Raw genomic sequence first — 23,252 nt, forward strand, 5'->3', positions numbered from 1 at the left:
GCCGGACATCTTCACTGGGAGTGGGAGTGAGCTGGAGACCCCTTGAACAAGGGGTTTCGCTCCTCCCACTCCCTTTTTTCGCGCCCGAAAACAACCGGCCCCAGCGCAGATCGGCGCGGCGTGGACGGAGCGGGCAGACCCGGGTGTTCCCGGCAAGGGGTGCGGACGCGTGGGGGCTGCGCCCCCGCAGCGGTTCCGGGCGGCGACGGCATCGGCCGATCCTCATCGCGCCGGCACGCGTCCGTCCGTCTGACGCCGCCGCCGACTGCACGGCGGGCGACCCCGACCCGGGCAGCGTTCCCACGTTCTGCAGTCGCTGTGGCGGCCCCATGTCCCTGACGTCGTGCCGGTTCCGGGAGCCGTCCGCTCGCGTGCGGCGCTGCACGAAACCGCCCTTGTGACCGTCTGCACCTCGAGGAACTGCGTACGATCAAAGGGCCGGTGGAGCTCGTGAGAGCAGTCACGGATGGTGGGCTTACTGCCCGGTCTCCTGGACGGGGTCGCATACGCTGGGTGTTCGATAAGGGCATAGGGCGAGCTAGAAGAGACGGACGATCTACGTGGCTGAGGACAGCAAGAGCGAGGACGACCGCGGGTACGGCAGCAGCCGGGACAGCCAGCGGCGCAGCGACCGCTCGCCCGGCGCCCGGAAACGTCCGCAGGGCGGCTCCGGGGACTGGAACTCGCGCTCTCAGGGGGCGAGCCGGGGAGGCACCTCTCGCAGCTCCCAGAGCGACGGCGCACGGTCCACCGCCCCGAAGCGTGAGGGCCGGCCCCGTGGCGCGGACGAACCGGGCCGCAGGGGCCCCGCCGGCGACCGCAGTCAGGATCGCCGAGACCCGGCACGCCGGGACCAGAACCGCAGCTCCGATGCTCGCCGTGGCTCCGATCGTCGTGATGGCGGTCGCGGCTCCGACCAGCGTCGTGGAAGCGATCGCGGCTCCGGGGGCGTCCGCCCCTACGGTGCGCAGCGCCGCGATGGCCGTGATGGTCCTGGCCGTCCGGCCGGCTCGCGGTACAGCCCCGGTTCCGCCGACCAGCGGGACGGTCGCAGCTCATCCGCAGGGAACCGGCACCCGCGCTCCGGCGAGGGCGATCGTCGTCCGTCGTCACGGCAGGGCGATCGCCCGCGGGATGACCGCCGCACTTCGCGGCCAGGGCAGGAAGCACGCGCGGATCGCCCGTTCGAACCTCGCATCCCCCCGGGCATCACCGGCCGGGAGCTGGACAAGGAGATCCGCGACGAGCTCCGGGGGCTCAGCCGCGAGACCGCCGAGCGCGTCTCCCAGCACATGGTCGCCGCCTACCTGCTCGAGGACAGCGATCCGGAGGCCTCCCAGGCCCACGCCCGCTTCGCAGCCCGCATCGGAGGCCGCATCGGCGGGGTCCGCGAGATGTACGGCATCCTCGCCTACCGCTACGGCGACTACCGTACGGCCGTGCGTGAACTGCGCACATCGCTGCGGATCACCGGCCGCACCGACATCCTTCCGATGATCGCCGACGCCGAGCGTGGGATGGGCCGGCCCGAGCGTGCCTTCGATATCGCGGCGTCGGACGATGCCTCCGAACTCGGAGTTCACGCAGCCATCGAGCTGATGATCGTCGTGGCCGGCGCGTACTCGGACATCGGGGACACCGAGACCGCGCTGCGCACGCTCGAGATCCCCGCGCTGCGCCACAAGGTCGACGGCCGCTGGCAGGTGCGCCTCTGGGTCGCCTACGCCGATCTGCTCGACCGTGCGAACCGTCACGAGGAGGCGAAGCGCTGGCTGACGTTGGCAGCCGACGCCGACACCGAGCACCTCACCGACGCCGCCGAGCGTCTTGGCCGTGCGGTACCCACCCCGGACGCCGATCCCCTGTGGGAGGACGACGAGGAGGTGGCGGTTCTCGACGCCTATGATCCCGACGCCGACGACGGCTCTGATGCCGGCGACGACCGCGCAGAAGCCTCTGACGCCGACGAGAGCGGCATCGACGACTCCGGCGCAGGCGGGAGCGGCACCGACGACTTCGATGCGGATCAGAGCGTCACCGACGACTCCGACGCGGACGCGGACGGGGCACAGGCTGGACCCGTCGAGGCCGTCGAGGCCGTCGAGGCCGACGAGGCCGACGAGCTCGACGGCGACCGCGCGGAGGCCGACGGGCTCGACGGCGAGAGGGCGGAGCTCGACCGCCCGGAGTCCGACAGTGGCTCGCGCCGCGTGCTGAGTGCGACTCCGAACAGCGGCCCGGAGGCGCGCGCGTGACCCGCATGCCGGACCCGTCGCTGCTGGACCTCTACGACGTGCTGATGTTCGACCTCGATGGCACGTTGATGCACGGCGCGAAACAGATTCCGCACGCCGCCGCAGCTGTGGAACGGGCACGCGAGGGCGGACGCACGCTCGTCTTCGCCACCAACAATGCCTCACGGACGCCGCAGCAGGCCGCCGAGCACCTGGCCGAGGTCGGGATCCCGGCGCGGCCGGAGGAGTTCGTGACCTCCCCGCAGGTGGCATCCCGCCTGCTCGCGGACCGTCTCGACCCCGGCGCGAAGGTCCTCGTCGTCGGGGGAGCCAGCCTCGCCGAGCAGATCCGCGAGGTCGGCCTGGACCCCGTCGAGAAGGACACGGACGATGTCGCCGCAGTGGTGCAGGGGTGGTCACCGGACCTGAGCTGGCCTCTGCTGGCCGAGGGCGCCTACGCGATTCGCCGCGGCGCCTCCTGGATGGCGACCAACGTCGACGCGACCCTGCCCACCGAACGCGGTCTGGCACCCGGCAACGGTGCCATGGTCGCGGCCCTGCGCCATGCCACCGGCGCCGACCCTGATGTGGCGGGCAAGCCCGAACCGGGCATGTTCACCGTCGCCGCCCAGGACCACGAGGCACGTCGGCCGCTGATCGTGGGGGACCGCCTGGACACCGACATCGAGGGCGCCGTGCGCGCCGGCATGGATTCGCTGCTGGTGCTGACGGGCGTCGACGGCATCGAATCGGCTCTGCGGGCCGACCCCGTACGGCGGCCCACCTTCATCCTCCCCGACCTCTCCGAGCTCCACGCTCCCTTCCCGCTGCCCGTCGTGGATGGTGATCGGGCCCGCTGCGGCGCCGTCAGCGCGGCCTGGGGCGAGGACGGGGACATCATCCTGCGCGGCGACGCCGAGGACCCGCGAGTGCTGCGGGCCGTCCTGGCCCTGCTCGGCGCGCATCGTGCGGACGCGGCCTGGACCGGGCGCCTCCTGGACCGGCACGGCACCGAGCAGCGCCCCGGCGACCGGTGAGCGGGCAGCGGCTCGACGTCGCCCTCCTCGCAGCCGGTCTCGCCCGGTCCCGCAGTCACGCCCGCCGCATCATCGAGGAGGGCCGTGCCCGCGTCGACGGCCGGGCGGCCACCAAGGCATCCGCCGCCGTCGCCACCGGCGCGGCGCTGGAGGTCGTCGATGTGCCCGACGGCACGGAGTACGCCTCCCGAGCCGCCCACAAGCTGGCCGGCGCGCTGGACGGACTGGGCCTCGATCCCACGGGTGCGCGCTGCCTCGACGCCGGCGCGTCCACGGGAGGCTTCACCGACGTCCTCCTGCGCCGTGGTGCCGCCGAGGTGATCGCGGTCGACATCGGCCACGATCAGCTCGCGGACCACGTGCGCGAGGACCCGCGCGTCATCGTGCGCGATCGCACCAGCGTGCGGGAGCTCACCCCGGCGCTGATCGGGACCGCCGTCGACCTGCTGGTCGCCGATCTCTCCTTCATCTCCCTGCGCACCGTGATCAGCCCGCTGGGCGGGGTCGTCCGCCGCGGCGGAGATCTGCTGGTCATGGTCAAGCCCCAGTTCGAGGTGGGCCGAGAGGCTCTTCCCCGCACCGGCGTGGTCAGCGACCCGGCCGCCCGGGCCGGTGCCGTCCGCGGCGTCGCGGAGGCGGCCGCGGCGGCCGGTCTGGCGCTGCTGGCCGTCGGCCCCAGCGGCCTGCCCGGGCAGGACGGCAACCGCGAGTACTTCCTGCATCTGCAGCCGAGCGGCGTGACCTGCGCCCTCGACGCGGATGCCTATGACATGATCGAGACCGCCGTGCGCGGGAATCAGCCGCGCCATCGCGGCACCCAGCACCCCACCCAGGAGGATTGACCCAGGATGCGACGGTTCCTCCTCTACGTCCACACCGGTCGCCGCGCCGCTCTCGGCGCCATGCTCACCGTGCTCCAGGAGCTCACCGCCCGCGGCGTGCGCGGCATCGTGATCGACGACCAGGTCGAGGAGATCAAGGCGCTGCCGGCCGACGTCGCCCCGGAGGGACTGCTGGACGTCCTCACCGGAGGCGAGGTCGACGTGCTCGATGCCCTCTCGGCCGCCGACCTCGTCGAGCTCGGGATCGTCCTCGGCGGGGACGGGACCATCCTGCGGGCGCTCGAAGTGGTCCGCGACGCCGATGTCCCCGTCCACGGGGTCAACCTCGGCCACGTCGGGTTCCTCGCCGAGAGCGAGGCGGAGGCCCTCGCGACCACCGTCTCCCGCCTCCTGGACGGCGATTACGAGATCGAGAAGCGCTCTACGCTGGACATCACCGTGCTGGACGCCGAGGACCACCCCCTGGCCCAGCACTGGGCCCTGAACGAGGCCTCGCTGGAGAAGGCCGACCGCCAGAAGATGATCTCGGTGGCGGTCGAGATCGACGGCCGCCCCGTGTCCTCCTTCGGCTGCGACGGCGTGCTGCTGTCGACCTCGACCGGTTCGACCGCGTACGCCTTCAGCGCCGGCGGACCGGTGATCTGGCCCGAGGTCGACGCGATGCTGCTGATCCCGCTGGCCGCGCATGCGCTGTTCTCCCGGCCCCTGGTGCTGGGCCGTTCCTCCGAAGCGGCGATCGAGATGACGCTGGACAACCGCGAGGATGCGGTGCTGACCCTGGATGGCCGTCGCACCGTGGACGTCACCGTCGGCGCCCGCGTCGAAGCGCGGCTGTCGGCCCAGTGGGTGCGCCTGGTGCGTCTGAGCGCCACCCCGTTCGCCGACCGGCTCGTCGAGAAGTTCCAGCTGCCGGTGGTCGGCTGGCGCGGACGCGGCCCTCGCACGCGCTGAGGGGGCTGAGGCCGAGCATGCTCTCCACCCTGCGGATCCGCCACATCGGCGTGATCGACGACGCCACCCTCGAATTCGGGCCCGGCTTCACCGCGCTCACGGGCGAGACGGGCGCGGGCAAGACCATGATCGTGACGGGGCTGACGATGCTCCTGGGCGGGCGACTGGAACGCGGCCGCCTGCGCGAAGCCAGCACGGTCGACGGGACGCTGGCCCTGGCCGGGCACGACGAGCTGGAGGCCGCTCTGGACGACCTCGGGGCCGAGGAGGAGGACGGCGAGGTGCTGGTGGTGCGCCGCGTCACCCGCGACGGCCGCTCCCGCGCCCAGATCGGCGGGGCCCCGGTCCCCATCGGAACCCTCGCCCGGCTCGTCGGCACCGCCGTCACCGTCCATGGCCAGTCCGACCAGCAGCGCCTCCGTGACCCCGACGCCCAGCGCGAGGCGCTGGACCGCTTCGCGCGGGAGGAGATCGAGCCGCTGCTCGAGCGCCACCGCGAGCTCTGGCGGGAGCGTTCGGCACTGACAGAGCGGCTCGCCGAGCTCGACGACCTGCTCAGCGAGCGCGATCGACGCGCCACGGTGCTGCGCGAGACCCTGGAGCGCCTTGAACAGGCCGATCCGCAGCCCGGCGAGGATGCCGCCCTGCGCTCCGAGCTCGAGCGTCTCGGCAACGCCGGCGAACTGCGTGCCGCCGCGAACCAGGCCGCGCTCGCCCTGGTCGCCGACGACGACGCGCCCGCCGCCGGGCCGCTGCTCGACGTCGCCGCCGAGGCACTGGGACGGGCCTCCCGCACCGACGACTCGCTCGCGCCCCTGGTCGAGCGGCTCGAGGCCTCCCGCATCGAGCTGTCCGACATCGCCGCCGAGCTCACTCGCTACGCCGAGGACATCGACGCCTCCCCGGGGCGGCTCGAGGAGGCGAACGAGCGGCTGCACGAACTGACCGTCCTGATCCGCGACCTCGCGCCGGTGCTCTCGGACCCCGACGTTCCGGTCGAGGATGTGACCTCACTGCTGGAGGCCTCCCGCGGCGCGGCGGTCGATCTGGACCGCTACGACGGCGCGGATCAGGAGCGGGCCGCGGCCGCGGAGCAGCTGGAGAGCACCCAGGCGGAGCTCGACGAGGCGGCCGCCGCCCTCACCGCAGCCCGCGTCGCGGCGGCCCGTGAACTGTCCGACGCGGTCCAGGAGGAGCTGCGCCACCTCGAGATGCCCGATGCGGCCATCCGCGTCGATGTCGGCGAGCAGTCGCACCGGATCCACGGCCGCGACGCCGTGGCGATCCTGCTGGCGCCCCACCCGGGGGCCGACCATCTTCCCGTCGCCAGGGCAGCCTCCGGCGGCGAGCTCTCCCGCGTGATGCTCGCCCTCGAGGTGGCGCTGTCCGCCTCCCGCAGCGATCGCACCGCCGCCCCGGTCTTCGTCTTCGACGAGATCGATGCCGGCATCGGCGGCCGCGCGGCGCTGGCCGTCGGTCAGCGTCTGGCTCGCCTGGCCCAGCACGCCCAGGTCATCGTCGTCACCCACCTGCCGCAGGTCGCCGCGCACGCCGGCACCCACCTGCAGATCGTGAAATCCTCCGTCGACGGCTCCACCAGCTCCACCGTCGAGACCCTGGACCGCGCCGGCCGGATCGGCGAGCTGGCCCGGATGCTCGCCGGCGACACCTCGGATCTCGCCCTCGCCCACGCCGAGGAACTGTTGGAGGAGGCGGGCACCGTCGTCTCCGGCGCACAGGCCTCCGCCGGGACCCGCCGATGAACGCCGCCGAGGTGACCGGCACCGCCCGGCTCGGGAAACGGACCAAGGACCTCACCAAGCGGCTCCAGGCCGGTGACATCGCGGTCATCGACCACGAGGACATCGACCGCGTCGCCGCCGAGGCACTCCTGGAACGCCACCCCGCAGCCGTCCTCAACGCCGCCGCGTCCACGTCGGGCCGTTACCCCAACGCCGGGCCGCGCATCCTCGTCGAGGCCGGCATCGTGCTGGTCGACAACCTCGGCCCCGCCGTGTTCGAAGACCTCCGCGAGGGGCGGACGATCACCGTCAGCGGGGGAGCGGTGCTGCTGGGGGAGACCGTGATCGCACGGGGCACCGCGCAGGACGAGCAGACGGTCGCCGCCTCCCTCGAGGTCGCACGCGACGGACTGTCCGAACAGCTCGAACTGTTCGCCGAGAACACCATGGAGTACATGCTGCGCGAGCGCGATCTGCTGCTGGATGGGATCGGCGCCCCGGAGGTGCGCACCGAGCTGGCGGGACGACCCGTGCTGATCGTGGTGCGCGGCTACCACTACAAGGAGGACCTGGCGACCCTGCGGCCCTTCCTGCGCGAGAATCGGCCGATCATCATCGGCGTCGACGGGGGCGCCGACGCGGTGCTCGAGGCCGGCTTCCGTCCCGACATGATCATCGGCGACATGGACTCCGTCTCCGACCGGGCTCTGCGCAGCGGAGCCGAACTCGTCGTCCACGCCTACCGCGACGGCCGTGCGCCCGGCTTCGACCGGCTGGAGGAGCTCGGTCTCGGACCCAGAGCGGTCCTCTTCCCCGCGTCCGGCACCAGCGAGGACATCGCGATGCTCCTGGCCGACGAGAAGGGCGCCTCCGTCATCGTCGCCGTCGGCACCCACGGCACCCTGGAGGAGTTCCTCGACAAGGGCCGTGCCGGCATGAGCTCGACCTTCCTGACCCGCCTGCGGATCGGCTCGAAGCTGGTCGACGCCAAGGGCGTCTCGCGGCTGTACCGTCAGAGGATCTCGACGTTCCAGCTGGTGCTGCTGGCGCTGGCCGGGCTCGCCGCCCTCGCGGTCGCGCTCTGGGCCACTCCCGGCGGGCAGGCGCTGGTCCAGATCCTCGGCGCCCGGCTCGATGCCATGCTGTCCTGGTTCACCATGCTGTTCTCACCCCGGGCCACCGGGTCGTAGGAGGGTCCCGACCCCGTGATCGATTTTCGCTATCACCTCGTCTCGCTGATCTCCGTGTTCCTGGCGCTCGCCGTCGGGATCGTGCTCGGCGCCGGCCCCCTGCGCGAGAACCTCGGCAATCAGCTGGCCGAGCAGGTCGAGCAGCTGCGCACGGAACAGGACGACCTGCGCACGCAGGCCGACGAGCTCGAGACCGAGAAGGACCAGCTGGCCTCCTTCATCACCGAGCTCGGTCCCGACCTGGTCGACGGCACCCTCACGGGGACCCGGGTGGCCGTGCTCACCGACGACGCCTCCACCCGCGCCGGCATCGACCGCATCACGGCGCTGCTCGAGGATGCCGGTGCCGCCTCCACGGTGCAGATCGATCTTCAGCCCGCACTGTGGGAACCCGATCAGGAGCAGCAGCGCAGTGAGGCCATCGAGCAGATCCGCGACATCGCTCCCAGCGTTCTCGGTGACGGGGCGACCTCCTCCGAGCAGCTCTCGGCGGTGATCGTGGCCCTGTTGAGCCCACCGGCGACCGGAGAGCTCACTCCCGAGCTGCGCGATCAGCTCTGGCAGGTCTTCACGGATCATCAGCTGGTCGCGGTCGACGGCGAGGCGCCGGCCGAGGTGGATGCGGCCCTGTACGCCAGTGCCGCGCCCGAGGAGCTGACCGGCGGGACCGAGGACGACGCGGTCGCCACCGAGCGTGCTCAGAGTCTGCTCTCCTCGCAGACCGCACTGCTGGGAGCGCTCGCCGGGACGGGCATGCCCGCGGTGGTCTCCGCCGCGACTCCCGGCAACGATGCCACCACCGGCATCCTGCGCACCGTCCGCGGCGATGACGTATACGACAGCATCTCGACCACCGACCGGCTCCAGGAGGCCGACGGGCCGGTGCTGTCGGTCCTCGCCCTGATCGAGCAGGTCCGCGGCGGGGCGGGTGCCTACGGGACGACCGCGGACGCCGAGGATCGGCTCCCTGCCCTGCCCGAGACGCAGGGCGTCGGGGAGGACTCCGGCGGCGGCGAGGGCCCGACACCCTCGGACGGCGGGGGAGCGGAGTGAGCGCGGGCAATCCTGCGGTGCCCCCGGGCCCGCGTCGGCTGCGCAGCGCGCAGGCAGCGCTCCGCAAGGAGCTGCGCCGTACCAACTTCGCCGGTCGCGCCGTGAGCCTGGCCGAAGGAGTGCTCGTGGTCGCCGGGACCAGCGCGCTGGCACTGCGGAGCCGGCGCCGATCCGATGCCGCCGTGCTCGCCGGCATCGGCGCCCTGGGGCTTGCCGACGACCTGCTCGAGCCGCGCCTGCGCCGTGCCGGCCGCACCGTCTCCAAGGGGCTTCGCGGGCACCTCGGCGCATTGCGGGAGGGGCAGCTGACCACCGGAGCCGCCAAGGCGCTCGGCATCCCCGTGCTCGCCATGGCGGGTGCCGCTGCAGCTCCGCGACCACGGTCAGCGGTGATGACCGCGATCGACGGAGCCCTGGTCGCCGGCTGCGCGAACCTCGCCAACCTGCTGGACCTGCGACCTGGCCGCGCCCTGAAGGCCGTGCTGCCCGCGGCCGCGCTGCTGGCGGCCCGGCCCGCACGGGCCGGCACGGAGGGAGAGGCCGGGCGCGCCCTGGCCCTCGCCGCTCTCGTCCCCGGCCTGCTGGTGCTCCCGGCGGACGTCCGCGAGCACGGCATGCTCGGCGACGCCGGGGCGAACGTGCTGGGAGCCGCCGTCGGCACCGCTGCGACGCGGATCCTCCCGGAGCCGGCCAGGGCCGTCCTGCTCGTCGCCGTCGTCGCCCTCACGCTGGCCAGCGAGAAGGTCAGCTTCAGCGCCGTCATCGAATCCACCCCGGCTCTGCGTGCCGTGGACAGGCTGGGGCGCCGCAGCGCCATGCCGTCCGCGCCCGCTGCGCCCCGCGGAGCGGACGACGAGCCCGACGCCGAGGAGAAGGCACGATGAGCACGTCGCATCCTGGGCACACGGGCCATCCCGACTCGACTGCCGCGGCGCCCGCTGGCATCGCCGGAGCCGTGCTGCGCGGCGCCGGACTGATCCTGGTGATCACGGTGCTCGCCAGGATCGCCGGGTTCGTGCGCTACCTCGTGTTCGGTGCCAGCGTGGGCGCCGGTGACGTCGGCACCGCGTACGCCACCGCCAACATGCTGCCCAACGTGCTGTTCGAGATCATCGCCGGCGGAGCGCTCGCCGCCGTGGTGGTCCCGCTGATCGCCGGCCTCGTCCCCGAGCGGGACTCCGACGATCGTGCTGCCAGCGGCGCCGCCTCCGGGCACAGCATCGACGGGACCGACGCGGTCGACGACGCCCCCGGTGACGGCCCCGCTGACAGGAGTCCGAACGAGGGCCCCGGCAGAGCCGGGATGCCCGTGCCGGTGCCCACCCGCGCCGACGACGACCTCCCGCCCCGGCGGGACCGCCGTGACGGAGCCGCCCGCGCCGACCGGATCGTCTCGGTGCTGCTGACGTGGACGCTGCTGGGAACCGTCGTGCTCGCAGCGATCGTCATCGGATTCGCCGAGCCCCTGGCCCAGCTGCTGCTGGTCAGCGAAGACACCGGCTCCGGAGGCGTCCACCTCGGAGCGACCCTGCTGCGCATCTTCGCGGTCCAGCTCCCGCTGTACGGGATCTCGGTGGTGCTCGGCGCGTACCTCCAGGCCCGCAAGCGATTCCTGTGGCCCGCGATGATGCCGCTGATCTCCTCGCTCGTGGTGATGGGCTCCTACCGCGTCTATGCATGGCTGGTGCCGCCGGTCGCCACCACCACCACGATCGGCGACGGCGCGATCGCGTGGCTGGGATGGGGGACCACGGCCGGGGTCGCCGCGATGGCTGTCCCGGTCGCGATCGCGGCGCTGCGAGCCGGGCTGCGCGTGCGCCCGGCACTGACGATGCCGCCGCGCTACGGGCGCCGTGCCCTCGCACTCGGCGGTGCCGGTCTCGGTGCCGTCGGTGCTCAGCAGGCCGTGCTCGCCATCGTCCTGCTGCTGGCGATGCGCGCCGGCGGCACCGGGACCCTGCCGGTCTTCCAGTACGCTCAGGCGCTGTACCTGCTGCCGTACGCGATCCTCGTGGTGCCGCTGGTCACTGCTGTCTTCCCCCATCTCTCCGAGATGCGGCTGGTCGGCGATACCACCGGGTTCGCCCGGGTCGCCTCCGCCTCGGTGCGCACCGTCATGATCGTCTCCGTGGTCGGTGCTGCGGTCCTGTTCGCCGGGGCCCCTGCGCTCGAGCAGTTCTTCCGCCTGGTGGATCGCTCCGGCGCGGCCGGCGTCGGGTCCACCGCCGCCGCCTTCGCCCTGGGGCTGGCCGGCTTCGCCGTCGCGACCCAGTGCACCCGGATCCTGGCGGCCGCGCTGCGCGCCCGTGACGCCCTGCTGGTCGGGTCGGTGGGCTGGGGCATCGCTGCCGTGATGATCCTGATCCTGATCATCCCCAGTCCCACCCGCTCGGCCGCCGAGGCCGCCACCGCCTTCGGCATCACGATCGCCGTGGGCATGGCGCTGTCGGCGCTCGTAGGACTGGGCCGCATCGCCGACGTGATCGAGCCGGGCGGCGACCTCCCCCGAGTGCGCCGCATGGCGGTCCTGGCGCCGGTGGCACTTCTGGCCGGCGGCATCCCCGGGATGCTGATCGCCAAGTGGCTGGTGACCACCGAGACCGGCGAGGTCGGCGCCGTGCTGTCCGGGCTCGCCGCGGGGGTCGTGGCCGCGCTGCTCGCCGGCGCCGTGATGGCCGCTGCTGACCCGCCGCTGGTGCGGGACATGATCTCCCGCATGCGGCGCGGAACCGGAGCCGGGAAGATGACGCCGTGACCGCGACCGTGGTCCTGGTCAGGCCTCGGGCCAGCGGAGGTCTTGCAGCACATGTCGACCAGGAGCTCCAGGAGCTGACCCGGGCGGGCCACGATGTCCGCGAGGCCCGGGCGCGGATCGGAGAACGGCCCCGGCCGCTGGCGGACCTCCGCGCGGTGCGCGCACTGCACCGTTCGTTCAGCACCGCCCCGGTGCCGTCGGCGGTCCACGCCCACGGGCTGCGAGCCGGAGCGCTGAGCGCTCTGGCCATGCCCCGGGGACGCGAGCAGCGCCTGGTGGTCACTCTGCACAACCGCACCGTCGGCTCGCTCCTGGCTCGGGGTGTCGGTGCCGCGCTGCTGCGGGTCCTCGCCCGCCGCGCCGACACGGTTCTGGCTGTGTCCCCCGACCTCGCCGAGGACGCCCGGCGCGCCGGGGCCCGGGACGTCCGCCACGCCGTCATCCCCGCCCCGACGCGAGTCCCCACTGGCGGCACCGCTCCTGGCGGCGCTCGTCCCGGCGACGCCCCTCCTGGTGACTCCCCTCCTGTCGACGCCCCTCCTGGCGGCGCTCCTCCGCTCGACGAGACTGCTGGGTCCGGCGGCGAGCAGGATCCGGCGCCTGCAGAGCCCCTCGACGTGCTGGTGATCGCGCGCCTGGCGGAGCAGAAGGGCCTGCACGACCTGCTCAGCGCTGCCGCCCTGCTCCGCGAGGGATCCCCGGTGCGGATCCGTGTGGCCGGCGACGGACCGCTGGAGAGCGAACTCCGCGACCGGATCCGCGCCGAGCGCCTGCCGGTTCAGCTGCTGGGCAGGCGCGATGACATCCCTGGTCTGCTGGCCGCGACGGACCTCGTCGTCTCCGCCGCCCGGTGGGAGGGCCAGCCGGTCGCTCTGCAGGAAGCGCTGCGGGCCGGCCGCGCGATCGTCGCGACCGACGCCGGCGGCACCCGCTGGGTGACCGGGTCCGCTGCTCGGCTGGTCCCCGTCGGGGACGCGCCCGCCCTGGCGTCCGCGATCGCCGAGCACCGCGACGTGCAGCTGCGAGAACGGGCTGAGCAGGCCTCACGCCGTCGTGCCCGGGAGCTGCCCACCGCAGGTGACATGATCGACCAGCTGGGCGATGTCCTGGCCCTGAACCAGGGCCGATGGTAGGTTGGGGGTCCGTGGCAGAGAGCAACGTGAGCACCCCCCATTCCGGTACCGGCCCGATTCCACGGATCGGCCAGGCCGCCTCGGCCAAGCCGTTCCGGAACCCCGGCACCACCAAACACATCTTCGTGACCGGGGGAGTGGTCTCCAGCCTCGGCAAGGGATTGACCGCCTCCTCCTTGGGGATGCTGCTGCGAAGCCGCGGCCTGCGGGTCACGATGCAGAAGCTGGACCCGTACCTGAACGTGGACCCCGGCACGATGAACCCGTTCCAGCACGGAGAGGTCTTCGTGACCGAGGACGGCGCCGAGACCGATCTGGACATCGGCCACTACGAGCGCTTCCTGGACGAGAACCTCACCGCCGACGCGAACGTCACCACCGGCCAGGTCTACTCCGGCGTCATCGCCAAGGAGCGCCGGGGCGAGTACCTCGGTGACACCGTGCAGGTCATCCCGCACATCACCAACGCCATCAAGGAGTCGATGCGCTCCCAGGCCGGCGATGACGTCGACGTGATCATCACCGAGGTGGGCGGGACCGTCGGCGATATCGAGTCCCAGCCGTTCCTGGAGGCCGCCCGCCAGGTCCGCCAGGACATCGGCCGCGACAGCGTCTTCTTCGTGCATGTCTCGCTGGTGCCCTTCATCGGCCCCTCCCAGGAGCTGAAGACCAAGCCGACCCAGCACTCCGTGGCCGCCCTGCGCTCGATCGGCATCCAGCCCGACGCGATCGTGCTGCGCGCGGACCGTGAGCTGCCGACCTCGGTCAAGGCCAAGATCTCCTCCATGTGCGACGTCGACATCGACGCCGTCGTCACCTGCGCGGACGCGCCGTCGATCTACGAGATCCCGCTGGTGATCCACGGGGAGGGACTGGACGCCTACGCGATCCGCCGCCTCGACCTGCTCAGCCACGACGTGGACTGGACCCAGTGGGAGTCCCTCCTGCAGCGCGTCCAGCACCCGGTCTACGAGGTGACCGTGGCCCTGGTCGGCAAGTACATCGACCTGCCCGACGCGTACCTCTCGGTCACCGAGGCATTGCGCGCCGGCGGCTTCCATCACTCGGCGAAGGTGTCCATCCGCTGGGTCGAGGCCGATCTGTGCGAGACCGAGGACGGCGCCCACCAGCAGCTGCGCGATGTCGACGCGATCGTGGTCCCCGGCGGCTTCGGGATCCGCGGGGTCGACGGCAAGGTCGGTGCGCTGCATTACGCCCGCACCCACTCGATTCCGACCCTGGGCCTCTGCCTGGGCCTGCAGTCGATGGTCATCGAATACGCCCGGCACGAGCTGGGCCTGGCCGGCGCGCACTCCACGGAGTTCGAGCCGGCCTGCGAGCACCCGGTGATCGCGACCATGGCCGAACAGGCCGACATCGTCTCCGGCGCAGGCAACCTCGGCGGCACCATGCGCCTGGGCTCCTACGACCACACGCTGGTCGAGGGGTCCCTCGCCGCCCGCACCTACGGCAGCACGCGGGCGGCCGAGCGCCACCGCCACCGCTACGAGGTCAACAACGCCTACCGTGAACAGCTCGAGGAGGCCGGCCTGGTCGTCTCCGGCGTCTCGGCGGACCGTTCTCTGGTGGAGTACGTGGAGCTGCCCACGGATGTGCATCCGTACTACATCGGCACTCAGGCCCATCCCGAGCTGAAGTCCCGGCCCACCCGCGCCCACCCGCTGTTCGCGGGGCTCATCGGCGCGGCGCTCGACCTGCAGAAGGCCACCCGTCTGCTCGAGGTCGAGCCGGAGCCGGTCACGGACGAATCGAGCGAGGCGGCCGACGAGCCCGCGCCCGCCGCGGGCGACCGGGACTGACCCGATGACCCTGGCCGACGAGCCCGGCTCCCGCCCCGTCTCGGCGCGGGAGCGGGTCCACTCCGGGATGGTGTGGGACATCGTCCGTGACACCGTCGAGTTCGCCCCGGGGGTGCAGTTCCAGCGTGAGTACATGTGGCACACCGGGGCGGTCGCGGTGCTCGCCGTCGACGACCAGGACCGAGTGCTGCTGATCCGGCAGTACCGCCATCCCGTCGGCCACACGCTCTGGGAGATCCCGGCGGGTCTGCTCGATGTGAACGGCGAGGCGCCTCACGTCGGCGCCGCGCGCGAACTGTCCGAGGAGACCGGACACACCGCCGCGCACCTGCAGACGCTGGTGGACCTGCGGCCGAGCCCCGGCGGCAGCGATGAGGTGATCCGGGTCTACCTCGCCACGGGCGTCACCGCGCTGACGGAGGAGGGCGAGTTCGTACGCACCGACGAAGAAGCCGAGATCGAGGTGCGCTGGGTGCCCCTGGCCGAGGCGGTCACGGCCGTGCTGGAGGGACGCCTCACCAACGCGACGACCATCGCCGGTGTCCTCGCACTGCACGCTCAGCGGACCCTCGCCGCCACTGGCGCTCCCGTACCACCGCTGCGAGCGGCCGATGCGCCGTGGATGGAGCGGCCCGGTCGGGACTGAGCCTCCGTGGTCGACCGAGCCTCAGCCGTCGACATACAGGCAGAACAGATGCCCGGCCGGGTCCAGCACCACACGGACATCATCCTGTGGTTGGAACTCGGCCACGGTGGCTCCCAGCTCCCGAGCTGCGGCGACGGCCTGCTCGAGGTCGCGTGCCCCGATGTCGAGGTGGAGCATCATGTGCGGGTCCCCGGGACCTGCGGGCCACATGGGAGGCGCGTAGTGCTCCTCGCTCTGGAACGCGAGGTTCGCCGGGGCGCCGGGGATCTGCATCGTGCACCAGTCCGGCGTGTCCTGATGCAGCGGCCACCCGAGCAGGTCACGGTAGAAGTGCGCGAGAGGCTGCGCCCTCGGGGCGCTGAGCACGACCCCGATCCAGCCGCTCAGGTGCGGGCGGGGAGTTTCGCGGGAAGATTCGTCGTCCATCCCCGTAGCGAACACCCGCCGCGGCCGGACGGCAAGGGTTCCGCTCCCGGCGCCGCGGCCCTGGCCGGCCGGTGCTCACCCGCAGCCGCAGGCCGGCTCGTCCAGGTGCACACTCAGCCCCGACTGTCCGGGCAGCACATGGGGTGCCAGCTCCCACTCCGGCGTGTACTGACCGGTGAACTGCGGCCGGTAGGGGAGCGGGGCCTCCGTGAACAGGCCGTCCAGCCGCGTCCGCAGGCTCCGACGGACAGGCGCGGTGTCCTCGATCCGGTCCGCACTGGGCAGCGCCCACGGACTCAGCACATCCATCCCGGTGTACGCGAAGGTGCCGTGGAGGAGCCCGAACAGCAGCTCGTGCAGCTCCCCGGACTTGCCCCGCGGCCCGATCGCGTGTGGCCGGTCTCCGAGCGTGGTGACCACCAGGGCCCGCTTCTGCCTGAACGGGCCCTGCTCGAATCTCAGCCGCCGCCCGGTCTCGGGATCGGTGCCGAAGGCGAACCCGCTGACGAACACCCGGTCGAACCAGCCCTTCATCAGAGCAGGCATCCCGTACCACCACAGAGGGAACTGGAGCACGATCGCAGCGGCCCGCTCCAGCTTCGCCTGCTCCCGCACGACATCTGCCGGCTGCCTCCCGGTCAGGAGCGCCTGGCGGGTATCCGCGCTGACCCGGAACCGCTCCGGCGGCTCGTCGCAGCCCGCGGTGTCGGCGCCGGGCCGCTCGACACGGCCGCCGTCGCGCGGACGCAGCACGGGATCCCACTCCATGGCGTAGAGGTCGGATTCGATGACGCTGTGTCCGAGCCGGCGCAGATGGGCGATCCCGTCGCGACGCAGCGCGCCGTTCAGCGAACGCGGCTCCGGGTGCGCACTCACCCACAGGACCGTCCGCGTCCCGTCGGTGCCGTCGGCCGCGTCGCCGGGTTCGGAGCGCGCGGGCCGGGTCGGCCGGCCGGCGCGCCCCGGCCCTCGAGGTGCGGCCGAAGCCGCGGTGTCATTCTCGGTGTGATTCGACATGACCCCATGGTCACGCGACGCCTACGATAGGGGAAGTACGGACATTTCTGTCCACTGGTCAGGAGGTGCGCATGCGATTGCCGGTGCAGCGAGCCATGGAGGTGTGCCCCGTCGAGGTGGCGGTGTCCGTCCTCGGTGGCACCTGGAAGCTCACCCTGGTGAAGCACCTCCTGGAGGGCACCAGACGGTTCAACGAGCTCGGGCGGCTGGTCCCGCTCGCGAACACCCGGACGCTCACGCGGCAGCTCCGCGAGCTCGAGGAGGACGGCATCGTGCGGCGCACGGTCTACCGCGAGGTTCCGCCGAAGGTGGAGTACAGCCTGACCGATCTGGGACGGAGCCTCGGGGGCATCGTCGAGCGCATGGACCGATGGGGCGAGCACTTCGCCGAAGACCGCGCACAGATGACCGCTCGCGACGAGCCGGCGCACGCGCCCGCCCGCGACGAGGCGCGGTGACCCGCGACTGTCAGGCCCTGACGAGCCCGGCGATGAGTCAGTCCTCCGCCGGCTCCGGGGCCGGGCTCTGCTCGCTCTGCTCGGTCAGCGCCCGGTGGATCACGGGCGCTGCCTGGTGCGCCTGCCACGGGCGGGCTCCCAGCGCGACCAGCTCCTCCTCCAGCACCGTCTCCTCGGGAACCGACTCGTGCTCCCACACCCAGTGGCGCAGCAGCGAGGGCTGGACGAGGTTCTCCGCCGGCAGCTCGAGATCCTCGGCGCGCTCACCGATGGCGGTGCGGACGACCTGATAGCGCTCCCAGACCTCCGGGTACTTCTTGGCCCAGAGCTTGTGCGGCGGCGGGTAGGAGCGCTCCGAGCGCTCGGGAAGGTGCGAGGCGGGCAGCTCGATCCCGGAGCGAGCCGCCTTCCACCAGATGTCCTTCCCGCGCAGCTTCGCAGGCAGAGCACGCTCGAAGGCCTCGCGGCCGCGGGTCGCCTCCTTGGCGGCGGCGACGATGTCACGGTCCTTGATCACGCGATGCGGTGAGAGATCCTCGCTGCGCGCGATCTCGTCGCGCCGCAGCCACATCTCGCGGGCCGCAGCCAGCTGTCGTGCCGAACGCAGCGATCCCAGTCCATGCATGCCGCGCCAGCTCGCCGAACGGGGCGGTCCCAGCTCTCGAGTGCGCTCGTACTCGAACTCCTGACGCGCCCAGTCCTCCTTGCCCGCATCCCGGAGCCGCTGCTCCAGCACGTCGCGCACCTCGACCAGCACCTCGACGTCGAGCGCGGCATAGGTCAGCCAGCCCGGAGGGAGCGGTCGCTTCGACCAGTCGGCGGCGGAGTGCTCCTTCGCCAGGCGCAGCCCCAGAGTGTCCTCCACGACGGCGCCCAGGCCCACCCGCTCCATACCGAGCAGACGGGCGGCCAGCTCGGTGTCGAACAGGCTGCCGGGCTTCATGCCCAACTCGGCCAGGCTCGGCAGGTCCTGGTCAGCGGCGTGGAGCACCCATTCACGGGAGGCCAGCAGGTCCAGCAGCGTCGAGGGCATGGTGAAGGCGAGCGGATCGATCAGCAGGGTGCCGGCAGCCTCGGTGCGCAGCTGCACCAGATAGGCGCGCGGGCTGTAGCGGTAGCTGGAGGCCCGCTCGGCATCGACGGCGACGGGCTCGTCGGGTTCCGTGGACGCGGCCTCGCACCATGCCAGCACCGGCTGGATCCGATCGATCATCGGCACGAAACCGTCGCGGGGCGCCGTCAGATCAGTGGTGGTGGGTGCATCGGTCACCGAGCGTCACCGGCTTCCTCGGGGCGCGGTGCCCTCGCGAGGTGGGTGGGAGCGATGGGGGCGACCCGCGGCGGCGCCGGGGGCAGCCCGCCTGCGGCGGCCAGCATCGCCGTCCAGGCCGCGAAGTGCGGTGCGAGGTCGGGGGTCGTGGCCTCGGCCGACGAGCCGCCGAGGGCGAGCGGCGGCGTCTCCGGCCCGGCCGCGGAGGCGCTCGTCGTCTCCGATGCCTCCGGGGTCCATGACACGCGCATCTCGACGTCCACGGTGGAAGGCCGTGAGGCGAGCGCCCCGTAGGACTGGGAGACCACCCGCGTGGCGGTGCAGCCCAGTTCGCGCGCGTCGGCACCGTGCAGCTCGAGGGATTCGGTGACCCATGACCATGCGACGTCCCCGAGCATCGACTCGACGGCGAACTCCGGCTCCAGCTGCGCCTGGACCAGTGCCACCACGCGGTAGGTGCCGTCCCACGCCTCCTGCCCTGCAGGGTCGTGGAGGATGACCAGACGGCCGGAGGCGAGCTCCTCGTCGTGCACGAGCACCTCGCCCGTGCAGGCCCAGGTCGACGGCGCCATCTTCGAGGGCGCCGGGATGTCGCGCCATGTGAACTCGGGGCGGACCGGAGCGCTGGTCATGGCGTCGATGGCGGCACGGAAGGTGTCGTCGCCGGAGCGGAATCGATGGACGGACACACCGTGAGACTATCCGCGCGGGCGCCCGCCCCGGAACAGGCGCGCCGCGACCTCCTGCGGCAGGGCCCGCTCTCCTCGCCGGTTCCCCGACCCGTGAGTAGCCCGGGGCCGGGCCGGCCGCCGCCCCGCGGCGGGAGCCGCCGCGGGGCGGTGCGGTCAGCGTGCGGAGGCGTCCCCGGCGGGGGCGTCGTCGCTGTGGACCAGGCTGATCGAGTTGATGCAGTAGCGCTGGTCCGTGGGGGTGTCGAAGCCCTCGCCCTCGAAGACGTGCCCGAGGTGTGAACCGCAGTTCGCACAGCGCACCTCGATGCGGCGCATACCCATCGAGGTGTCCTCGAGCAGCTCGACCGAGTCGGAGTCCGTCGGCGCGTAGAAGGCCGGCCACCCGCAGTGGGCATCGAACTGGGTCTCCGCCGTGAACAGCTCCGCGCCGCAGGCCTTGCAGGCGTAGGTCCCGGCGGGCCGGACCTCCTCGTACTCGCCGGTGCCGGGACGCTCCGTGCCGCCCTGGCGCAGGACCTGGTACTCCTCGGGGGAGAGGCGCCGGCGCCATTCCTCCTCGCTGATCGCGATCGGGTAGGGACGCGTGCCGATGGGGTCGGTGGTCATGGGGGAGCCCTCCGATCTGCGGCGCTGCGGGCGTCGCTCTCGCCGATGGATCGAGCGCGCGCCTCGCCCAGGGACGGACACGGCGCTCACAGCTGCAATTCTAGCTCGCCGATAGGATGATCGGCATGACGCGAGAGTTCTTCCGGTGCCGGCCCGAGACAGGTCCCCTCGCGTGGACCCGCGCCCTGCGACCCCGTTCCGACCAGGGAAGATGGGCGGAAGCTGCCGTCGTGGGGGCGGTGGGAGCGGCGTCGATGTTCACACTCAGCGCAGGACTGCTGACCCTCGGGGCCCGCGTGATGGCGCGCCTGCCGCTGGTGCCGCAGCAGGGCCTGCGCCAACGCTCCGACCTTCCTGTGCGAGCGGTCCATCCCGACCGTGTCCATCTCGACGCGACCAAGGAAGCCGCGAGAGCCGGGTACCTCGCGCTGAGGCAGTCCGGTGGCGCGGTCCACGTGCGGCTGGGCCCGGTGGACGGCCGTCCCACCCCGACCACGGTGTCCCGTCCGCTGCTGGCCTCCGACACGGCCGAGCAGCTGACGGTCGAGAAGGCCGGCGTCAACGGTTTCTTCTGGGCGGGGTCCCCGCAGACCGCGCACGGGCTGGAGACCGAGGAGGTCGAGGTCGACTCGCCCGTCGGCCACATGCCCGCGTGGCTGGTGCGGCCCGATGCGGCGCAGGGAGCGGCCCCCGGCCGCGAGGACACGTGGGCCATCCTCATCCACGGCCACGGCTCCACCCGGGGCGAGGCGCTGCGGGTGATCCCTCTGCTGCACCGGCTGGGACTGACCAGCCTGGCGATCACCTACCGCAACGACACCGGCGCCCCGGCGTCCGCGGACAGCATGCACCACCTCGGGGTCGCCGAGTGGGAGGACACCGAGGCCGCGATCGAGTTCGCGCTGGCCCGGGGAGCCCGCCGCGTCGTCCTGGTCGGTTGGTCGATGGGCGGGAGCATCGCCCTGCGCACCTCGGTACGGTCGGCCCATCGTGATCTCATCGCTGCGGTGGTGCTCGACTCGCCGGCGGTGGACTGGCGGGACATCCTCATCTATCACGCCACGGCGCTGAAGGCGCCGCGGCAGATGCGGCGCCTGGCGATGTGGATGATGACCTCCCGCGTCGGAGCTCGGATGGTGCGGCTGCACGAGCCGCTCGCCCTGCACGAGATGACCCCGGAGTTCTACGCCGCCCACCTCACCCATCCCACTCTCCTGTTCCACGCGCTGGATGACTCGACCGTCCCTCCCGGTCCCAGTCGGAGACTGGCGGCGCTGCGTGGCGACCTGGTGGAGTTCGTGCCCTTCGAGGGCGCCTCGCACACGCGCGAATGGAACCGGGATCCTGCCCGGTTCGAGTGGCTGCTGGCTGATCATCTGGTGCGCGTCCTCGACCTCGATGAGGACGTCAGCTCGTGGCAGCTGCCGGTGCGCGACCCCGCCGCCGCCCCGCTCGCCGAATCCATCGGACTGCGTCTGTGAGTTCACGCGCTCGTGGTCCGGTCCGGTCCGGTGGCGGAACATACACTGGCCGACGTGACTGATGCGCTCTGCGACCGCCGGCCGGAACCTACCCTCGAGCGTCTGCTCGCGGATCTGGTCCCGCCGCCGAGGTTCTCCGGGGCGCGGCTGGAGAACTATGTGCCTGATCCCGCGTTTCCCTCGCAGGAGCAGGCCAAGCACAGCATCTCCGAGTTCGCCGCCCAGCTGGGCAGGCCGCGGGGCGGTTTCCTGGCGCGGCTGCGGCGCCGCCCGGAGCCCGCGCGCGGGCTGTATCTCGACGGTGGTTTCGGCGTGGGCAAGACCCACCTGCTGACCTCCCTCTTCCACGCCGTCGAGGGCGAGCGCGTCTACGGGACGTTCGTCGAGTACACCGACCTGGTGGGCGCGCTCGGCTTCCAGAAGGCCGTGGACCTGCTGGGGCAGTCGGTGCTGGTGTGCATCGACGAGTTCGAGCTCGACGACCCGGGTGACACGCTGTTGATGACCCGGCTCATCCGTGAGCTGTCCGACCGGGGAGTCGCGGTGGCGGCGACCTCCAACACGCTGCCCGACGCACTCGGTGAGGGTCGGTTCGCGGCGCAGGACTTCCTGCGCGAGATCCAGGCGATGGCCGAGCGCTTCGAAGTGATCCGCATCGACGGCGAGGACTACCGCCACCGCGACGGTGTGACCGAGGTCGTCGCACTGCCCGAGGACCAGGTGCGCGACCATGCCGCGGGCCTGGCCGACGCCACCTTGGATTCCTTCGACGACCTGCTGCGCCACCTCACGCGGCTGCATCCCTCCCGGTACGGGGCCATGCTCGACGGCGTCGCGGCCGTCCATCTGACCGGGATGCATGAGCTCTCCCACCACCACGACGCGCTGCGCTTCGTCGTCCTCGTCGACCGGCTCTACGACCGTGAGGTGCCCACCCTGGTCTCGGCCGCCGCCTTGCCGCCACGCACGGACACGGCCCGGGAGACGGACGCGGCAGGGAACGGGCCGTCCTCGCCGGCGACCACCGGGGACCGCCCCGCGGAGCCCACCGTGATCACCGAGCTGTTCGCGCCCGACCTGCTGCGCAGCGGATACCGCAAGAAGTACCTCCGGGCGCTGTCGCGGCTCGCCTCGCTCACGCACGACGGCAATGCCCTCGCCGCCGGGACATCGGGTCCCCGGACCGCGGAGCGCACTGCGTGAACGGCCCGGCCGAGCGAGCTTCCGCCACGGCCTCCGCAGCTCGCGGATCCCGCTCGGAGCAGGCCCGTCGGGCCCTCGCCGCGCGGATCATGGACGGCACGCTCGCTCCGGGCACCCCGCTGCGAATCGGCGTGCTCTCCCACGAACTGGGCATGAGCGCGACACCGGTGCGGGAGGCGCTGAACCTGCTGACCGGTGAGAAGCTCGTCGACTATCTGCCCATGCGTGGCTTCGTGGTCACCATGCCGCCCGATGACGATCAGGTGCGCTGGATGGGGGAGGCGCGGCTGCTGCTGGAGCCGGAGCTCGCAGCGCTCGCCGCCGCGCGCGCCACGGCGAGCCAGCGCGAGGACCTGGCCGCGACCCTCGAGCGCACCCGGTCCGCCGGTGTCGGGGTCCGCTTCAGCGAGTACGAGGGGTACCTGCAGCATTCCAGCGCCTTCCACGCGGAGATCGCGGGCGCCGCGCGCAACCCGTATCTCGCGGCCGCGCTCGAGGCGATCCCCGTGCACACGCTGCGGTTCCGCCGTTTCGGCGACGCCGGTGTCGACGACGCCGAGGTCTCGCTCGCCGAGCATCGCGAGGTGCTCGAGGCGGTGCAGCGCGGCGACGAGGACGCCGCGCGGGCGGCGATGAGCGCCCACGTCCGCGGAGTCACCGACCGGTCACTGGGCAGTGCCGGCTCGCCATGAGGCG

Annotated in this window: 21 protein-coding genes; 16 read left to right on the forward strand and 5 right to left on the reverse strand. The window is 72.4% G+C overall.

All coding sequences use genetic code 11. The annotated features are described in order from the left end of the window. Positions 1 to 1,292: 1,292 nt before the first annotated feature. Genes ACFQRD_RS03050 through ACFQRD_RS03105 form a run of 12 tightly spaced genes read left to right on the forward strand, consistent with a single transcriptional unit; the run spans position 1,293 to position 15,403 of the window. Entirely contained in the window at positions 1,293 to 2,255 is a 963-nt protein-coding gene (locus tag ACFQRD_RS03050) for a hypothetical protein (RefSeq protein WP_377803494.1), read from the forward strand. A gap of 5 nt (positions 2,256 to 2,260) precedes the next feature. Then, on the forward strand, positions 2,261 to 3,271 hold the full coding sequence (locus tag ACFQRD_RS03055; RefSeq protein ID WP_377020129.1) for an HAD-IIA family hydrolase: 1,011 nt from the start codon (positions 2,261 to 2,263) through the stop codon (positions 3,269 to 3,271). Then, positions 3,268 to 4,113 (forward strand): TlyA family RNA methyltransferase, encoded by an 846-nt coding sequence (locus ACFQRD_RS03060; protein ID WP_377020124.1) that lies wholly within the window; start codon positions 3,268 to 3,270, stop codon positions 4,111 to 4,113. Before ACFQRD_RS03055 ends, ACFQRD_RS03060 begins: the two co-directional genes overlap by 4 nt. A 6-nt stretch (positions 4,114 to 4,119) precedes the next feature. Next, on the forward strand, positions 4,120 to 5,064 hold the full coding sequence (locus tag ACFQRD_RS03065; protein ID WP_377020123.1) for an NAD kinase: 945 nt from the start codon (positions 4,120 to 4,122) through the stop codon (positions 5,062 to 5,064). A gap of 17 nt (positions 5,065 to 5,081) precedes the next feature. Then, entirely contained in the window at positions 5,082 to 6,827 is a 1,746-nt protein-coding gene (recN, locus tag ACFQRD_RS03070; RefSeq protein ID WP_377803495.1) for a DNA repair protein RecN, read from the forward strand. Beyond that, positions 6,824 to 7,996, forward strand: coding sequence for a putative cytokinetic ring protein SteA (gene steA / locus ACFQRD_RS03075; RefSeq protein ID WP_377020121.1), 1,173 nt, complete (start codon positions 6,824 to 6,826; stop codon positions 7,994 to 7,996). The genes recN and steA overlap by 4 nt, the downstream gene beginning before the upstream one ends. Before the next feature lie 15 nt (positions 7,997 to 8,011). Continuing rightward, positions 8,012 to 9,049 carry a copper transporter gene (locus ACFQRD_RS03080; RefSeq protein WP_377803496.1) on the forward strand — a complete coding sequence of 346 codons (1,038 nt, stop codon included), beginning with the start codon at positions 8,012 to 8,014 and terminating at the stop codon, positions 9,047 to 9,049. Beyond that, complete coding sequence (locus ACFQRD_RS03085) at positions 9,046 to 9,933, forward strand: hypothetical protein (protein ID WP_377803497.1); 888 nt, start codon at positions 9,046 to 9,048, stop codon at positions 9,931 to 9,933. The genes ACFQRD_RS03080 and ACFQRD_RS03085 overlap by 4 nt, the downstream gene beginning before the upstream one ends. Next, positions 9,930 to 11,804 carry a murein biosynthesis integral membrane protein MurJ gene (murJ, locus tag ACFQRD_RS03090; RefSeq protein ID WP_377020118.1) on the forward strand — a complete coding sequence of 625 codons (1,875 nt, stop codon included), beginning with the start codon at positions 9,930 to 9,932 and terminating at the stop codon, positions 11,802 to 11,804. The genes ACFQRD_RS03085 and murJ overlap by 4 nt, the downstream gene beginning before the upstream one ends. Beyond that, positions 11,801 to 12,937 (forward strand): glycosyltransferase, encoded by a 1,137-nt coding sequence (locus ACFQRD_RS03095; RefSeq protein WP_377020117.1) that lies wholly within the window; start codon positions 11,801 to 11,803, stop codon positions 12,935 to 12,937. Before murJ ends, ACFQRD_RS03095 begins: the two co-directional genes overlap by 4 nt. Further along, entirely contained in the window at positions 12,931 to 14,757 is a 1,827-nt protein-coding gene (locus tag ACFQRD_RS03100) for a CTP synthase (RefSeq protein ID WP_377020116.1), read from the forward strand. The genes ACFQRD_RS03095 and ACFQRD_RS03100 overlap by 7 nt, the downstream gene beginning before the upstream one ends. A 4-nt stretch (positions 14,758 to 14,761) precedes the next feature. Next, a complete protein-coding gene (locus ACFQRD_RS03105) occupies positions 14,762 to 15,403 on the forward strand; it encodes an NUDIX domain-containing protein (RefSeq protein ID WP_377020115.1) in 642 nt (213 codons plus the stop codon). 21 nt (positions 15,404 to 15,424) lie between these two features. Here the strand turns inward: ACFQRD_RS03105 and ACFQRD_RS03110 are convergent, their stop codons facing one another. Together ACFQRD_RS03110 and ACFQRD_RS03115 are read right to left on the reverse strand one after the other, a co-directional pair. Continuing rightward, complete coding sequence (locus ACFQRD_RS03110; RefSeq protein ID WP_377020114.1) at positions 15,425 to 15,829, reverse strand: VOC family protein; 405 nt, start codon at positions 15,827 to 15,829, stop codon at positions 15,425 to 15,427. 75 nt (positions 15,830 to 15,904) lie between these two features. Then, positions 15,905 to 16,846 (reverse strand): NAD(P)H-dependent oxidoreductase, encoded by a 942-nt coding sequence (locus ACFQRD_RS03115; protein ID WP_377020113.1) that lies wholly within the window; start codon positions 16,844 to 16,846, stop codon positions 15,905 to 15,907. Positions 16,847 to 16,917: 71 nt separating this feature from the next. Between ACFQRD_RS03115 and ACFQRD_RS03120 the strand changes: the two genes are divergently transcribed. Next, a complete protein-coding gene (locus ACFQRD_RS03120; protein WP_377020112.1) occupies positions 16,918 to 17,304 on the forward strand; it encodes a winged helix-turn-helix transcriptional regulator in 387 nt (128 codons plus the stop codon). A 37-nt stretch (positions 17,305 to 17,341) separates the two neighbouring features. Here ACFQRD_RS03120 and ACFQRD_RS03125 read toward each other — a convergent pair whose 3' ends face one another. From ACFQRD_RS03125 to msrB, 3 genes are all read right to left on the reverse strand, one after another. After that, complete coding sequence (locus tag ACFQRD_RS03125; RefSeq protein ID WP_377020111.1) at positions 17,342 to 18,574, reverse strand: ribonuclease D; 1,233 nt, start codon at positions 18,572 to 18,574, stop codon at positions 17,342 to 17,344. Next, positions 18,571 to 19,263, reverse strand: coding sequence for a DUF3000 domain-containing protein (locus ACFQRD_RS03130; RefSeq protein WP_377020110.1), 693 nt, complete (start codon positions 19,261 to 19,263; stop codon positions 18,571 to 18,573). The genes ACFQRD_RS03125 and ACFQRD_RS03130 overlap by 4 nt, the downstream gene beginning before the upstream one ends. Before the next feature lie 156 nt (positions 19,264 to 19,419). After that, positions 19,420 to 19,872, reverse strand: a complete 453-nt coding sequence (gene msrB / locus ACFQRD_RS03135) for a peptide-methionine (R)-S-oxide reductase MsrB (RefSeq protein WP_377020109.1) — start codon at positions 19,870 to 19,872, stop codon at positions 19,420 to 19,422. Positions 19,873 to 20,126: 254 nt separating this feature from the next. Between msrB and ACFQRD_RS03140 the strand changes: the two genes are divergently transcribed. Genes ACFQRD_RS03140 through ACFQRD_RS03150 form a run of 3 tightly spaced genes read left to right on the forward strand, consistent with a single transcriptional unit; the run spans position 20,127 to position 23,248 of the window. Further along, on the forward strand, positions 20,127 to 21,353 hold the full coding sequence (locus ACFQRD_RS03140) for an alpha/beta hydrolase family protein (protein WP_377020108.1): 1,227 nt from the start codon (positions 20,127 to 20,129) through the stop codon (positions 21,351 to 21,353). Positions 21,354 to 21,407: 54 nt separating this feature from the next. Further along, positions 21,408 to 22,556: a cell division protein ZapE gene (gene zapE / locus ACFQRD_RS03145; protein ID WP_377020107.1), complete on the forward strand. Its 1,149-nt coding sequence runs from the start codon at positions 21,408 to 21,410 to the stop codon at positions 22,554 to 22,556. Then, positions 22,553 to 23,248, forward strand: a complete 696-nt coding sequence (locus ACFQRD_RS03150; RefSeq protein ID WP_377020106.1) for a GntR family transcriptional regulator — start codon at positions 22,553 to 22,555, stop codon at positions 23,246 to 23,248. The genes zapE and ACFQRD_RS03150 overlap by 4 nt, the downstream gene beginning before the upstream one ends. Positions 23,249 to 23,252: the final 4 nt, after the last annotated feature.

The sequence above is a fragment of the Brachybacterium sp. GCM10030268 genome, from assembly GCF_042666305.1.
Lineage (GTDB): Bacteria > Actinomycetota > Actinomycetes > Actinomycetales > Dermabacteraceae > Brachybacterium.